Annotated in this window: 15 protein-coding genes; 7 read left to right on the top strand and 8 right to left on the bottom strand. The window is 65.9% G+C overall.

Translation table 11 applies throughout. The features are described from left to right. Positions 1 to 5 precede the first annotated feature (5 nt). The 4 genes from APZ21_RS24135 to APZ21_RS24120 all read left to right on the top strand — a co-directional run bounded on the left by APZ21_RS24135 (position 6) and on the right by APZ21_RS24120 (position 3,295). Positions 6 to 224: a heavy-metal-associated domain-containing protein gene (locus tag APZ21_RS24135; protein ID WP_022567137.1), complete on the top strand. Its 219-nt coding sequence runs from the start codon at positions 6 to 8 to the stop codon at positions 222 to 224. Positions 225 to 666: 442 nt separating this feature from the next. Further along, complete coding sequence (locus tag APZ21_RS24130) at positions 667 to 1,707, top strand: multicopper oxidase domain-containing protein (protein ID WP_022567138.1); 1,041 nt, start codon at positions 667 to 669, stop codon at positions 1,705 to 1,707. Next, complete coding sequence (locus APZ21_RS24125) at positions 1,707 to 2,888, top strand: ZIP family metal transporter (protein ID WP_054815578.1); 1,182 nt, start codon at positions 1,707 to 1,709, stop codon at positions 2,886 to 2,888. Before APZ21_RS24130 ends, APZ21_RS24125 begins: the two co-directional genes overlap by 1 nt. Next, a complete protein-coding gene (locus APZ21_RS24120) occupies positions 2,885 to 3,295 on the top strand; it encodes a Rieske (2Fe-2S) protein (protein ID WP_019045655.1) in 411 nt (136 codons plus the stop codon). Before APZ21_RS24125 ends, APZ21_RS24120 begins: the two co-directional genes overlap by 4 nt. Before the next feature lie 32 nt (positions 3,296 to 3,327). Here the strand turns inward: APZ21_RS24120 and APZ21_RS24115 are convergent, their stop codons facing one another. The 6 genes from APZ21_RS24115 to APZ21_RS24090 all read right to left on the bottom strand — a co-directional run bounded on the left by APZ21_RS24115 (position 3,328) and on the right by APZ21_RS24090 (position 8,116). After that, the gene (locus APZ21_RS24115) at positions 3,328 to 3,963 is read right to left on the bottom strand and encodes a class I SAM-dependent methyltransferase (RefSeq protein ID WP_019045656.1); all 636 of its coding nucleotides are present in this window, start codon (positions 3,961 to 3,963) and stop codon (positions 3,328 to 3,330) included. Positions 3,964 to 4,057: 94 nt separating this feature from the next. After that, on the bottom strand, positions 4,058 to 4,399 hold the full coding sequence (locus APZ21_RS24110; protein WP_022567139.1) for a DUF3703 domain-containing protein: 342 nt from the start codon (positions 4,397 to 4,399) through the stop codon (positions 4,058 to 4,060). Positions 4,400 to 4,498: 99 nt separating this feature from the next. Further along, on the bottom strand, positions 4,499 to 5,215 hold the full coding sequence (locus APZ21_RS24105) for a helix-turn-helix transcriptional regulator (RefSeq protein ID WP_239476790.1): 717 nt from the start codon (positions 5,213 to 5,215) through the stop codon (positions 4,499 to 4,501). Between the two features lie 32 nt (positions 5,216 to 5,247). Next, positions 5,248 to 5,757 (bottom strand): signal peptidase II, encoded by a 510-nt coding sequence (gene lspA / locus APZ21_RS24100; protein WP_019045659.1) that lies wholly within the window; start codon positions 5,755 to 5,757, stop codon positions 5,248 to 5,250. Then, the gene (locus APZ21_RS24095) at positions 5,754 to 7,721 is read right to left on the bottom strand and encodes a heavy metal translocating P-type ATPase (RefSeq protein WP_054815576.1); all 1,968 of its coding nucleotides are present in this window, start codon (positions 7,719 to 7,721) and stop codon (positions 5,754 to 5,756) included. Before APZ21_RS24095 ends, lspA begins: the two co-directional genes overlap by 4 nt. Beyond that, complete coding sequence (locus tag APZ21_RS24090; RefSeq protein ID WP_019045661.1) at positions 7,718 to 8,116, bottom strand: ArsR/SmtB family transcription factor; 399 nt, start codon at positions 8,114 to 8,116, stop codon at positions 7,718 to 7,720. The genes APZ21_RS24095 and APZ21_RS24090 overlap by 4 nt, the downstream gene beginning before the upstream one ends. 115 nt (positions 8,117 to 8,231) lie before the next feature. On the opposite strand from APZ21_RS24090, the gene APZ21_RS24085 reads away from it, so the two are divergent. The 3 genes from APZ21_RS24085 (at position 8,232) to APZ21_RS24075 (ending at position 12,851) form a co-directional block, all read left to right on the top strand. Then, the gene (locus tag APZ21_RS24085) at positions 8,232 to 10,478 is read left to right on the top strand and encodes an MMPL family transporter (RefSeq protein ID WP_019045662.1); all 2,247 of its coding nucleotides are present in this window, start codon (positions 8,232 to 8,234) and stop codon (positions 10,476 to 10,478) included. Between the two features lie 715 nt (positions 10,479 to 11,193). Beyond that, complete coding sequence (locus APZ21_RS24080) at positions 11,194 to 11,703, top strand: DUF4365 domain-containing protein (RefSeq protein ID WP_022567141.1); 510 nt, start codon at positions 11,194 to 11,196, stop codon at positions 11,701 to 11,703. Beyond that, positions 11,703 to 12,851, top strand: a complete 1,149-nt coding sequence (locus tag APZ21_RS24075; RefSeq protein ID WP_022567142.1) for a hypothetical protein — start codon at positions 11,703 to 11,705, stop codon at positions 12,849 to 12,851. The genes APZ21_RS24080 and APZ21_RS24075 overlap by 1 nt, the downstream gene beginning before the upstream one ends. A 181-nt stretch (positions 12,852 to 13,032) precedes the next feature. Here the strand turns inward: APZ21_RS24075 and APZ21_RS24070 are convergent, their stop codons facing one another. Further along, complete coding sequence (locus tag APZ21_RS24070) at positions 13,033 to 13,677, bottom strand: NUDIX hydrolase (RefSeq protein ID WP_022567143.1); 645 nt, start codon at positions 13,675 to 13,677, stop codon at positions 13,033 to 13,035. A 51-nt stretch (positions 13,678 to 13,728) separates the two neighbouring features. Beyond that, a complete protein-coding gene (locus APZ21_RS24065; protein WP_019045665.1) occupies positions 13,729 to 14,178 on the bottom strand; it encodes a GNAT family N-acetyltransferase in 450 nt (149 codons plus the stop codon). Positions 14,179 to 14,206: the final 28 nt, after the last annotated feature.

The raw sequence follows: 14,206 nt of genomic DNA, 5'->3' as shown, positions 1-14,206 counted from the left end.
AACCCATGAAAACTCACACGTTTCAGGTCTATGGCATGCATTGCGGCAGCTGCGCGTTGCTCATCGACGACACCCTCGCCGACCTGCCCGGCGTCCGCGACACTCGCACATCCAAGAAGTCCGGCCTGACTACCGTCGAGCTCGACCCAGCAGTGATGGCGCCGCAGCAGGTCGTCGCCGCGATCGCCGAACTCGGCTATACCGCCACCCTCACCCCGCACTGACCTCCTGGTGCGGGTGCAGGACTTGACCTTCCACTCGACTGGAATGTTTAGCATCCCTGCGGCCCGCTACCGGCGAGACTCCCATCGGCGACGGGCCACGCCACGGCGGCACCGGACGCCCCACGGCAACCGGAACGAACCTAATGCAAAGGAGGTGACCGTGATGAACCCGCTGAAGATGCTCTGCGACTGGATGTGCGCAGTGATGGGTCCTTGCTGTCCGATGTGACAGGCCACGGCCAACGTCGATGACGTGCCGGGTGTCGCCCGAGAGCGGGCGACACCCGGCTGTGCTTCATCAGGCCGGACAACCGGCTGTCTCCACCGGATCTCGCCTCGATTCACTGCGGAGTTGCTCGCCCACCTGGGAAGATCGATATGCCAGCCGGCCAGAGTTCGGCATGTTGAATCAAATATTTCGGTATGCCAAACTATCCGGACTATGAATGATCCGAGCCGCCGTTTTTTGTTGGGCGGTGCACTGGCGAGCACCGCCGGATTGGCGCTGGCGGGCCGCAGTCTGCTCGACGCGTCCCCGGCCAAAGCCCAAACACCATCCTCCTCTGGCCACAGTGGCGCCCATGGTGGCGGAGCTGATGGCCCCACGTTCCGCATAGGTCAGACCGTCGATCACGCCGCCAACGGGTTCAACCCGACCCAGGTGCTGCGTGACTTCGACTACGGCACCACGACGCGGCTGCCCGACGGGCGAACCCTGCGTGAGTGGGAGGTCTTCGCCAGCGACGAAGACATCGAAGTCGCTCCCGGTGTCACCTTCCCGGCGTGGACGCTCAACGCCCGCATCCCGGGCCCGACCCTGCGCTGTCGCGAAGGCGACCTGCTGCGGGTGCATTTCCGCAACGGCTCCCAACACCCGCATACGCTGCACTTCCACGGCATCCACCCCGCCGAGATGGACGGCATAGCCGGCCTGGGCGCCGGGATCATCCACCCGGGCCAGTCCACGACCTACGAGTTCGACGCGACCCCGTTCGGGTTGCACCTGTTCCATTGCCACGTCGGGCCGTTGGCCGAACACATCGCTCGCGGCATGTACGGCACGTTCATCGTCGACCCGCCCTCTCCGCGTCCACCCGCGGACGAGATGGTGATGGTGATGCACGGCTACAACACCACTTTCGACGGTGAAGGCAACCAGCTGTATGCGGTCAACGGGATCCCGTTCCACTACATGCATGAGCCGGTGCGGGTGAAGCGCAACGAGCTGGTCCGGATCTATCTGGTCAATGTGCTCGAGTACGACCCGATCAACAGCTTCCACGTCCACGGCAACTTCTTCGACTACTACCCGACCGGCACCCGGCTGCAGTCCTCGGAATTCACCGACACGATCGTGCAGGGTCAAGGCCAGCGTGGCATCTGCGAGATGCGGTTCCCGCACCCGGGCAAGTACATGTTCCACGCCCACAAAACAGAGTTCGCCGAACTCGGGTGGATGGGGTTCTTCGAGGTGAGCGACTGATGGACACTACGACTACGCGGCGCCCGTGGCTGCTGGGCCTGGCGACCCTGATCCTGTTGGTGCTGGCCTTGATCGGGATCGCCCTGCTCGGCGGGGCGAGCCTGCCCGATCGGGCCGGACCCCCGGTCGAGGAAGTCGGCGTCGAACGCGTGATTCTCGAGCCTGGATCGATCGAGCTGAACCTGCGCAATACCGGACCCGACCCCGTCACGGTCGCGCAGATCTTCGTCAACGACGCCTATGTCGACTTCACCGGACCGACCGAACCGATCGGGCGGCTGACCTCGGCGCATCTGGTGCTGGACTACCCATGGCAGAACGGGCAGCCCTACAAGGTGTCGATGCTCACCTCCACCGGCCTGGTGATCGAACACGACATCGCCGCCGCGGTCGAAACTCCACAGACAGGGGCGTCGTTCTTCGGGTTGATGGCGTTGCTGGGCACCTACGTCGGCATCATCCCCGTCGTGTTGGGGATGTTGTTCCTGCCGTTCCTGCGCTCGGTCGGCACCGCCACCGTGCGAGTACTGCTCGGGTTCACCATCGGCCTGCTGATGTTCCTGGCGTGGGAGGGCACCCGCGAAGGGTTCGAAATCGCCGATACCTCCGGTGCCGCGTTCGGCGGCGCCTCCCTGGTCGTCCTCGGCGCGATCCTGGCGTTCCTGACGTTGACCGCGGTCGACCAATGGCTGCGTGCTCGCCGCCATGCGGCCGCCGAGCAGGGCACCGCGAGCGGCATCCGGTTGGCCTTGATGATCGCGATCGGCATCGGTCTGCACAACCTCGGCGAAGGCCTGGCCATCGGATCCGCCTACGCCATCGGCGAACTCGCCCTGGGGGCCTTCCTCGTCATCGGGTTCACCATCCAGAACACCACCGAAGGCCTGGCCGTCGTCGCGCCCCTGACCGAACGACGTCCCTCGCTGGCAACGCTGGCCGGATTGGGCCTCATCGCGGGAGCGCCGGCGATCCTGGGCGCGGTCATCGGCGCGAGCGCCAACAATCCCGAAGTCTCGGCGCTGCTGCTCGGCGTCGGTGTCGGTGCGATCGTTCAGGTGATCGTGCAGATCATCCCCAGCGTGCGCGAACCCGGCACCACAACGCTCGGTGTCCGCACCCTCGCCGGGATCGCGGCCGGGCTGGTGACTATGTGGGCAACCGGACTGCTGGTGGCGGCATGAGCTACGACCCCATCACCACGACCTCGCTCACCCGCCGCGCTGCGCTGGCCGGTGCGTGCACGCTGTGCGCGGTCGCGGTCACCGGCTGCGCGACGGGGCAGGCATCCCAATCCGACGGCCAGCCGGTGCGGGTACCGCGCGCCGGGATCGACGTCGGCGGTGCCGCAGTGTTTCCCGAACACCGGATCCTGGTCACCCAGCCCAACGACGGGGTGTACAGGGCGTTCTCCGCGGTCTGCACCCATCAGGGGTGCGCGGTCACCGACGTCGACGGCGACGTCGTGAAGTGCCCGTGCCACGGCAGCAAGTTTCGCCTCACCGACGGATCGGTCGCCAAGGGCCCGGCCCAGCGGCCGCTGCCCGAACGCACCGCCACGATCGACGGCAACACCCTCATCGTCAGCTGACCGTTCGGTACCAGGACGTAGTCGGCGCGCGGCTAGCGCGTGGTGGGCTTGTGGGCCAGGACGCGGAACACGATTCCACCGCGCCCACTCCGGTAGGACTCGGTGATCGTGAATCCCGCAGCCTCCAGGTACGGCAGCGGATCGCGCAGCAGGTGGTCCGCGCCGAACCGCACACTGATCGGGTCGAGCAGCCGCATCAATGTCCGTACCGGCGCGAGTGTCGATGGCCCGTGCTCAGCCAACACGAACATCCCGCCCGGGGCCAGCACCCGGTAGGCCTGCGCGCTCGCACGAGCTGGGTCGGGGATCGTGCAGAAGCTGTAGGTCGAGACGACGGTGTCGACGCTCGCGTCGGGCAGATCCAGATCCTGCACGTCACCGCGACGAAGCCGCACCTGCAGTCCCGGGCGACGCTGGCGTCGGGTGGCGATGTCGAGCACTCCCTGGGACAGGTCGATGCCGGTGACCTCCTCGACGTCGTCGCCGTAGAGCGGCAGGTTCAACCCGGTCCCGACGGCGAGTTCGAGCACCCGGCCATGCGCACGGCCGACTGCCCATTCGCGGGCCCTGCCCAACGCCAGCCGCTCGAAGGTGCCGATTTGCCGGTCATAGCGTGTGGCGTTGCGGTCGAAGACCGCGGCGATCTCGTCGGTACTCGGCTGCTGCATGGGCGGTGCCTCTTTCCGATCATCCGGTAGGTGTTGTTCAGTGTCGGCCCGCGTTCGGTGTGCGCACATCAGGGAGACCCCTGAAATCCCGCCTCTATCGCGACATCAGCACAGCGAGGTCCGGTGGGGTCGTCATCGGTTGCCGCAGCCCGACACCGGCTCGCCCGGTGTTGCCCTCGGGGTAGCGTCCCGACAGAGAGCCGGGGGCGGCGACGATGATCCGCACGACCTGCCCGAACGCCTCGCGTCGATCACGCTGACCGACGGCGAGGACGAACATCGCGACGTGGTTGCGGGTATGCAGCCACGGGGCGGGTTGGGACAGGATGTGGGCGCGTTCGAGGTGGGTCCAGCGTTGAGCCGGGTCGAGCGTGGCTTTCGCCGCACGCATCTCCTCGTGGTAGCGGGCGCGTACTGGGGCCGGAATCGATGCCATGACTTGTCCTTTCGCATCGGTAACGCGCACCGATGGGTTAGTGGGTGTGGGCCGATGAATCCAGCGTCGCCGACGGGTCAGGGTGGGGGCTTGAACAAATCAGCTGACTCGCGCCGAGGTGGTCGGCCGCCATCCGGTCGCCGCTAACGCCTCGGTGGGGGTGAGACCGAACAAGTCACGGCAGGTGCGGGTGAGATGGGCACTGTCGGCGAACCCGGCGGCATGCGCGGCCTCGGTCAACGAGCTCCCGGCGCGGACCTGATCGACGGCACGCTGCAACCGGGTCCAGCGCCGCCATGCCGCGTACAGCAATCCGACCTCGGCGGTGAACAAGTGCGAGAGCCGACTCGGCGACATCGACACCGCTGCGGCCACCACGCCCAGCGGCGGCGGCCCTCCGGCGGCCCCGTCTGCCTCGCGCATCGCCGCCGCGACCGCGGGGTGCACATTCCGCCGACGTAGCGCAGAGACCGGATCCGTCATCGACGGGAGCGGGTCGGTTCGTGGCGTGGCCGCGGAGATCCAACTCGATACCTCGTGGGCGGGCAGCCCATCGAGCCGGGCCAGCGCGGCACGGCCGGTGGACCCTGCCGGATCCAGCAAAGCCAGCAGCCCTCGTGCGGTCGGGGTGGTGACGCGTACTTCATGACGGACACCAGCAGGGATGATCGCCAGGTCGGCCAGCCGGGTATCACCGGCGGCGTCGGTGAGAGTCACCTGGCCGGCGGTGACGAGCAGGACCTGGACCGCGGCGTGTGAATGGGGTGTGGCGTCGCCTATCTCGCCGGTGAACGCCATCACCCCCGGCGCGAACACGAGCCCACCGCGCCACCGTTGCCCGGCCACACTCACCCCCGACCGGCCTCGTGCGACGACGAATCGGCGGTATCGGTGAACAGGCTCGCGATCACCAACGTAATGGCACCCAGAACGATGAAGGAATCGGCGAGGTTGAACGTCGGCCACCACCCGGTGTGCAGATAGTCGGTGACGACACCATCAGGGATGCGGTCGATGACGTTTGCCGCCGCACCACCCAAAAGCGCGGCCAGTGCGACCCGGGTGAGCAACGACGCGTGCGGCGCGACCCGATAACCCGCGACCGCGACAGCGACCGTGATCACCATTGTCACGCTCAGCAGCACCCAATCAGGCGCATTCGCGGCGATCGAGAACGCCGCGCCTGGGTTGAACGCCAACCGCAGATCGACCGGGCCCGCTTCGATCGCGGATCCCTTCAGAGCGGTCACCGCCCACCCCTTGATCGCGAGGTCGGCCACAGCGATTCCGGAGGCAGTGGCGCCCCACGCCAACCGGCGCCGCCACGCCGCCGCCACCGGCGCGTCAGTGGCGGTCATGCGGGCAGGCCAGCTGGCGTCGGCGTCACGGGCGCGACGCGTTCCGGGACCGGCGCCAGCGAGGTGGTGCGTCCGGCACGGACGCCGTTGGCGATGACGACGATCTCGGCGAGCTCGTGCACCGCGACCACTGCCGCCAACCCGAGGACACCGAACAACGCCAGCGGGATCAGCACAGTGATCAAGCCCAGCGACAACCCGACGTTCTGCAGCATGATCGAACGCGCCCTGCGGGCGTGGTCGAGCGCTCGCGGCAGGTGTCGAAGGTCCCCACCCATCAACGCGACGTCGGCTGTTTCGATGGCCACGTCGGTGCCCATAGCGCCCATCGCGATGCCCAGATCGGCGGTCGCCAGAGCGGGGGCGTCGTTGACGCCGTCGCCGACCATCGCGGTGAACCGATCCTTGCGCAGTTCACCGATGATGCGGGCTTTGTCCTCCGGACGCAGGTCCGCGTGCACGTCCTCGATACCCGCCTCGGCCGCGAGAGCCGCAGCGGTGCGGGCGTTGTCGCCGGTGAGCATAGATACGCGGCAACCCGAGGCATGCAGGCGGTCGATGACCTCGCGGGCCTCGGGTCGCAGTTCGTCGCGCACCGCGATCGCACCGATCAGCCGGCCGTCGTCTTCGATGAGCACCGCGGTCGCCCCGGCATGCTGCATCCGCTCGACGTCGACGGCCAGCTCGCCGGGCTCGATCCAGCCTGGTCGACCCAGCCGGGCCGGGCGCCCGTCGACCAGACCAGTGAGCCCGGCGCCGGTGACAGCCTCGACGTCGGTGGCCGGGGTGACGGTGTCGGCGGCGGCGAGGATGGCCCGAGCGAGGGGATGTTCGCTGCGCGATTCCAGCGCTGCCGCGACCGCGAGGACGGTGGCCTGGTCGACGCCCCCGACTGTGGAGATCTCCACCACGGCAGGCTTGTTCGCGGTCAGGGTGCCGGTCTTGTCGAGCGCGACCTCGCGGACCTTGCCCATCGCCTCGAGCGCGGCGCCGCCCTTGACCAGCACACCCAGCTTGCTCGCAGCGCCGATCGCGGCCACAACGGTCACCGGCACCGCGATCGCCAGTGCGCACGGCGACGCGGCGACCAACACCACCAGCGCGCGTTCGATCCAGGTCGTCGGATCGCCCAGCAGCGACCCGATCACCGCGATCGCTGCGGCGGCGAGCATGATCCCTGGAACGAGGGGTTTGGCGATCTTGTCCGCCAGGCGCTGAGCTTCGCCCTTGCGGGCTTGTTCGGCTTCCACGATCCGCACGATCCGGGCCAGGGAGTTGTCCTCGGCGGTGGTGGTGACTTCGACCTCGAGGACTCCGGTGCCGTTGATGGATCCGGCGAAAACCTCCGCGCCCGGTCCGGCTTCCACGCGCACCGATTCGCCGGTGATCGCCGAAACATCTAGTGCGCTACGCCCTTCGATGATCACACCGTCGGTGGCGATGCGCTCGCCGGGACGCACCAGCATCCGGTCACCGATGCGCAACTCGGGCGGCGTGACGACGGCTTCGGTGCCACCGCGCAGCACAGTGGCCTGCGCTGGTACCAGACTCAACAACGCGCGCAGGCCGCGGCGGGTGCGCGCGACCGCGTACTCCTCGAGTCCTTCGCTGATGGAGAACAAGAACGCCAGCATCGCGGCTTCGCCGACCTCGCCGAGGATCACCGCACCGATTGCCGCGATCGTCATCAGCGTTCCGACACCGATCTTGCCCTTGGCCAGCCGCTTGATCGTCGAGGGCACGAAGGTATAGGCGCCGACCGCCAGCGCGGCGGCCTCCAAGCCCAATTCGACCGCGCGCGGACCGCCGCTCCAGCCGACGATCAACGCCGCGAGCAATAACACACCCGCGAGCGCGGCCGCGCGCAGTTCGCTGACCTCCCAGAGTTTCTCGGGTTCGCGCTCCTCGCCTTCGGCGTTCTCGCCGGGGGGTTCGTCGTGGCCGCAGCCGCACGCGTCGCTCATGCTCGCACCTCCGTAGTGGTTTCGGTCGGGGTGGTGGTAGCGGCGTCGGTGCCGTAGTTCGGGCACAGCGCCACCGCGTTGCCCGTCGCGGCAAGCAAGGTCTCCGCCGCCGAGAGCAGGTCCATCAGTTCGGGGCGGGCCAGGCTGTAGAACACCTGCCGACCCTGCGGGCGGCCCACGACCAGCCCACAGTCACGCAAGCACGCCACGTGCGCCGACACCGTCGACTGCGCCAACTCCAGTCCCGCCATCAGGTCCGACACCCGTGCCTCCCCGCACGCCAGCCGGTGCACAATCGCCAACCGTGTGGCATCCGACAGGCTGTGGAACAACGCCACCGCCGGATCCAAGCCTTCTGTTCCGACGAGGCAGTCCCTGCCATGATTCATCGTCATAAAACGATGATAGCGCCCAAGGCTATTGATATCGCCACTCTCTGTGATTAATCTTATTTCACCGATCACATCGTTTTTTGTCGATCAATCTTGATCGGCGCCGGAGGGAGACCCCGTGAACCAGCAGCACACGATCGCGACCACCGAGCCACCACAACGATCCACCTCTGTCGCGGACTCCGGCCTGCTGTATCGGTGGGGTGCGGCCATGGCACGACACAGACGCCCCGTCCTGGCGATCTGGGCGCTGCTACTGGTGATGTGCGCGGTGGCCTATCCATTACTCGAAGATCGGCTCGGCGCCATGGACTTCGGGGTCGAGGACTCCCAATCCGCCGAGGTCGACCGCCTCGTCGCGCAGCACTTCCCGCAGTTCGGCGCCGAACAAGCGGTCATCGTGCTGCAGTCGCCCACCCTCACCGCCGATAGCCCAGACTTCCGGGCGGCTGTCTCCCGTGCGGTCACCGCCGCGCGAGCGGTCTCCGGTGTGACAGAGGTCGTCGACCCCTACCTCGGACTGCCCGGCACCCAGATCTCGGCCGACAAGCACGTCGCGATCGCCTTGGCCGGTATGGATGGCGACATGGCCGAACGCGCACGCATCGCCCGCGATCTGCAAGACGCCATCGGTGCGGCGAATAGCGATGCCCCCGTCGAGGTCGGGCTGACCGGATACTCGGCGGTGCAGAACGCGGCCACCGAACTGCAGAACGCCGACCTGGCCCGCGCCGAAGCGATCGGCATCCCCGTCGCCCTGCTGCTGCTGGTGCTCGCACTCGGCGCTCTTGCTGCGGCGGCGGTTCCGATCGGAGTGGCCCTCGCCGGCCTGCTGGCCGCGGTCGGTGCGCTGTTCACCCTCACCACGATCACCGCGTTCGATTCGCTGACCGTCGCCATGGCCACCATGGTCGGACTCGGTGTCGGCATCGACTACGCGATGTTCATCGTCAGCCGCTTTCGCGAAGAACTCGCCCGCCGCAACGTCACCGAACGCGCCGACCATGACGGCATCGCCGCCGCTGTCGGACGGTCGCTGGAGACCGCAGGCAAGACGATCCTCGTCTCCGGGCTCGTGGTGATGATCTCGCTGTGCGCGTTGATCATCATCGACGCACCGATCTTCCGTGGCATCGCCATCGGCGTTGCCACCGCCGTCACCAGCATGCTCATCGTTGCTGTCACCCTGCTGCCCGCTTTGCTCGCTGCCCTAGGCCCCGCCATCAATCGCGGCGCTCTCCCGCCCCGGTGGCGCCCCGCCGAAACCGCTACCGTCACCGGTGGCGCGCCAGGCCGGTGGGCGCGCTGGGCCTACCTGGTCATGCGCAAACCGGTGCTGTTCGGCACGGCCGTGATCGCGGTGCTCGTCGTGGCCGCACTGCCGGTCTTCGGGATCCGCTACGGCCTCGACATGGGCACCACCGCCCTCGACGACACCCCCACCGGACGCGCCAGCACCGCCTTGACCACCAACTTCCCCGCCGGAGCACTCTCACCAGTCGAGATCATCGCCACCGGCGCCTCCGACACCCCACTCACAGCCGACGCCGCGGCACAGATCAACCAATTCCTCAGCGAGATCGACCGCGACGACCGAATCGCCGCAGTGCTCCCGGCGCAGGTCAGCAATGGTCGAATCCTCACGATGGTGATCCCGCAGGTGGCGTTCGACTCCACGGACGCCACCGACCTCATCCGCGACCTCCGCACCAGCGCCGCAACCATTGATATGGCGGCCGGGACCGAACTCCGCATCGGGGGCAGCACCGCCGAATTCGTCGACCTCTCCGACGAGATGACCTCCAAACTGCCGCTGGTCATGGCCCTGGTGCTGTCGGCCTCGCTGATCTTCCTGATCGCGGCGTTCCGCAGCATCGCCCTACCGGTCAAGGCCATCGCGATGAACCTGCTCGCCACCGGCGCCGCCCTCGGCATCACCGTCGCGGTGTTCCAGTGGGGTCTGGGCGAGAACATCCTCGACTTCACCAGCCCGGGCTTCGTCCAGGTCTATCTGCCCACCGTCGTGTTCGCCCTGCTGTTCGGGCTCTCGATGGACTACGAGGTCTTCCTCATCCGCCGCATCCGCGAACACTGGGACGCCACCGGCGACAACCGACACGCCGTCGCCGCAGGGCTCACTCACACCGCCCGCCCTATCACCGCCGCGGCAGCGATCATGATCGCCATCTTCGCCAGCTTCCTCACCGCCGACATCCTCGAACTCAAACAGCTCGGACTCGCCCTTGCCGTCGCTGTCGCCATCGACGCCGTGCTCATCCGTCTGGTTCTCGTCCCAGCCCTCATGCGGCTGTTCGGCGACTGGAACTGGTGGCTACCCGCCGTGTCGCGAAGGTCGACGCGCTGACCGCGGTAGTGGACGCGTGGTGGGCGACAGTTCGAGGACCTTTCGGAGCAGATTCGCGAAGATGTGGTTGCCGAGTTCGTGTGCCTGGGCCATGTCGACGATCAGACCGGGGACGTCGGGGTGGTCGGGGACTGATGCATGGTGGAGCAGGTCAACTTGTCACCGGATCCTGCATCAGTCCCGTTTACGCCCGTCAGGTACTTGCAGAACCGTTGGAGGCTTCGGTATTGCGGTGGGCACACTCAGGTGTGAGGACTGATGGCCTTGCCTGGCTGTCACATCATCCTCGCCCGCACCGAAACACTCGAACTCGCCGGCGGGGCAAACGCTCGGCGAGGCAGAGGCCGTTCCCGTCATCCCTTACGTCGCAGTGGCTGGGACGTCGCGCTGGTCGACCGGTAGTCGCGGCGGATGCCGCCCTGGGATGAAGAGGGATCAGCGGTGCATTGAGCACCCTGATCAACTTGGCTCGGCCACGTCGCGTCGGGCTACCTCCGAGGTGGGCCCCGTAGCCAACCGCCGTCGCGACTGACCGCCGATCTCGCCTCGTGGGGGACCCGACTCGGAGCTAAATGTTCGGAAACGCCCGTAGGGCTTGCGGTTCCGACGAGAATCGTGTGGTGATGGATAGGGAGGGCGGGACGATGCCGCTAGACATTCGGCACTACGATCTGAGCCGCGGCAACGTCTCGCGGGCTGTGGGTGAGGCTGGGAGATGACGGTGGTGGCGGTACCGCATCCCCATTACGGGCTGGACCTTAATGGTGCAAAGTCGAGGTACAGTCTGTCGTACCTGTATGCGGTGTGCTCTCAGGCCGGGTGCACTGTGATCGAGACCCCGCAGGACTCGGACGTTCACTCTATCGATGCGACAGTTCAGTTCGAAGAGGGTGACGTTCGAGTTCAGATGAAGTGCTCCAGCACCCATCGAATGACCGGGTCTCAAATTCGGTTTCAGCTCAAACAGCAATGGATCGACAAGTGGAGAAAGTACCAAGGGACAACGTTCGTCGTTCTTGTTCTTGTTCCCGAGCACAAGGCTGATTGGGTGCAGTATGGAGATGACGAGACGGTGCATCGAACGCAGGCGTACTGGGCAGAATTCGACAAGAGCTCGACGGCGAAGTCGATCGTGATCCCGCGTGCCAACCGATTGGATACCTCTACGCTCGCCAAGTGGCACTCTGCATTCGCGGTCGGCTTCGGAGAGGAGGCGGCATCCTGATGTCCGGCGACGAACTAGTCATACACACTAAGGCGTGGATGCTGCAACACGGCTGGACGGAGGTCTCCGAGGGCCCAGCTGGATGGATGTGGAAGCACACCGCAGCCGGTGGGGATGCTCGCAAGATCGCGATCGTGCGAAACCTCGCCAACGACAGCGGCGCGTTCAATGGTGTGGTCCAACGTCTAGCGGCAGCGCACGGGGCACCCACGGCTGAGGTCGAACGAACGCTGAAGATGTGGGGCACAGATGTCACAATGCTCCGGGCAGCTAATGACATCGTGATAGCCGAAACGATCCCGCTGACTGCCGCCGCCGTCATGGTCGAGTCCGCACGGCTGATGTACCGATGTTCAGCCACCGCAGCCATTCGGCTGCGCCCTGAGATCAGCGGTGGGTACTCGAAAATTGGGGACGATCTCAGCAATACCGTACGGATGGGACACACTGAGCGAGGCTCGTATGTCATCCCCGTCTACGTGAAACTGAGCGACCCGAAGGAAGTCGTCGACAACGAGCAGCCTTTTGAAGGGTTGGAGCGTGAGTCGGTTGCCACGGTGGAGATGGTTGAGTCGGCGGAACGTCGAATGACGCGAACCTTCGCTCAGGCAATGCAAGCCATCCACGATCATGTCTTGACACCAGAGCATCTACCAAGAGCGGAACAGGTGATGGGGCTGGTATCAGCGGGGGTCACACGCGAGTTCGTGTCGGCTATCACCCGTGTCCTTGCGGAAGGCGCGGTAGCGGAATTTGAAACCCGTTTCGAATGGGCACCGTCGCAACCCACTCCTACGCGTATCGCTCAGTCAGTTAGCATTCCCGCTGCGGCCGAGGAGAAGCTGACCGAAACAATCCGGATCCTGAAGCGATCGAAACGGCGAGAATTCAACGTCATGACTGGTCCGATCGTCACTGTTAGCAAGTTTCCAGACGATCCGAATGTCTACGCGACGATCAAGACGGTTCGAGGGGGTCACCCGTGCAACGTCACAGCCATTCTCCCAAGCTTGCCACTAAAGACGGTCACGGAGTGGATGACAAGCGGCGAGACCGTCCAGCTACAGGGGGTGGTGGATCGCCAGGGTGGTGGCCTGGTTGTTCGTAGCCCTCAGGGTTTTGGGCCAATCGCCTTACCTGCAGTGTGACCTGTTTGTGCGCGTTGATAGTCGAATGACAGTGCCCCGGACCGCTGGAGATGGACCGGGGCATCGCGCGGCTGGAACCTACTGGAGCCTGTCCGGCAGGAGCTTCCGGGAGGCCGACAGGACTGCAGCTCATGTCGATCGCGAGTTCTACGTCGCACGCCTCGTCAGGTGATGACAGCTGTCAGTCGAACATGGTTGGTAGGTCTGGCTTGTTCCAGTGCTCGTGGAGAAGCTGGATTTGGGCGTCGAGTACACGGGTGGTCGACAGTTCGGGCAGCTCGTCGACGTTGAACCAGCCGACTTCCATAGTCTCGACGGGGCTGGGTTGGCCGTGGGAGATGGTCTCGCACAGGAAGAACAGCTTGTACACGTGGTAGGGGAAGGCGGGCTGGTGGCCCTGCACATCGCGGTCGTGCAGGGCCACGAGTTTGCGGGCGCGCACGGTTATGCCGGATTCTTCGTGGACTTCGCGTTCGACGGCGAGTGAGGGCGGTTCCAGGACGTCGCACCAGCCGCCGGGCAGGGTCCATTTCTCGTCGCTGCGGTCGCGGATGAGCAGGATGCGGCCCTTGTCGTCGAAGACGCCGCCTCGGACGTCGACTTTGGGTGTCATGTAGCCGTGTTCGAGGAACACGTTCTTGTGCAGGTCCTCGAGGGTGCCGTTGCTGATGAGGGCCAGCAGGTCGGTGGCTATCTGTTTGGCTTGTTCGTAGCGTTGCCGGTCGAAGACGTCGGTGGAGAAGACGAGGCCGTTGTGCGCGAGGGCGGCCAGAGCAATAGCGTGTTGGCGGATCTGGGTCTCGGCTGTCGGTTGAGCGTTGTCCATCCAGGGTCCTTTGGTCGGATCGGCGTTGTCGCAGCGGCTGTTCGACATAGGTCAGAGAGTTAGGCGGTAGGTCGTGGACTGGCGTGGGGCAAATCCGAGCCGTTGGTAGAGCTGGTTGGCTGCGGATCTCTTCGGGGTCGACGTGAGATCGACCGTGCGCGCTCCGTGGTCTATCGCGATGGCCAGCGCAGCGGTGGTCAGACCTCGTCCAATGCCGTGTCCTCGCGCGGCTTGGTCGACCACGACATCTTCGATGCGTGCGCGCAGTCCGGTGGGGATCGTGTACATGACCAGAGTCAGCGCGCCGACGATCGCTCCATCGACACGTGCAATGAGCAGCCGCGTCGAGGTGGAATCGATCACCGCCTCCAGGACATCACGGGTCAGAGGTGCTGCGGTGGTGGACAGTTGCGGTAGAAGGTCCGTCAGCGCCGTCAGCGTCTCGTCGTCTACCTGGGTCACGATGTCGATCACAACTGCCTCGGGTGTCTGCGACACCATGGGCTCCTCCTGCGTTGCGCTACGGATT

It is taken from the genome of Nocardia arizonensis (genome assembly GCF_001310275.1).
GTDB classification, from domain to species: domain Bacteria; phylum Actinomycetota; class Actinomycetes; order Mycobacteriales; family Mycobacteriaceae; genus Nocardia; species Nocardia arizonensis.
The sequence above is the reverse complement of the archived record's forward strand: the minus strand, read 5'-3'. Positions and strand labels throughout refer to the sequence as shown.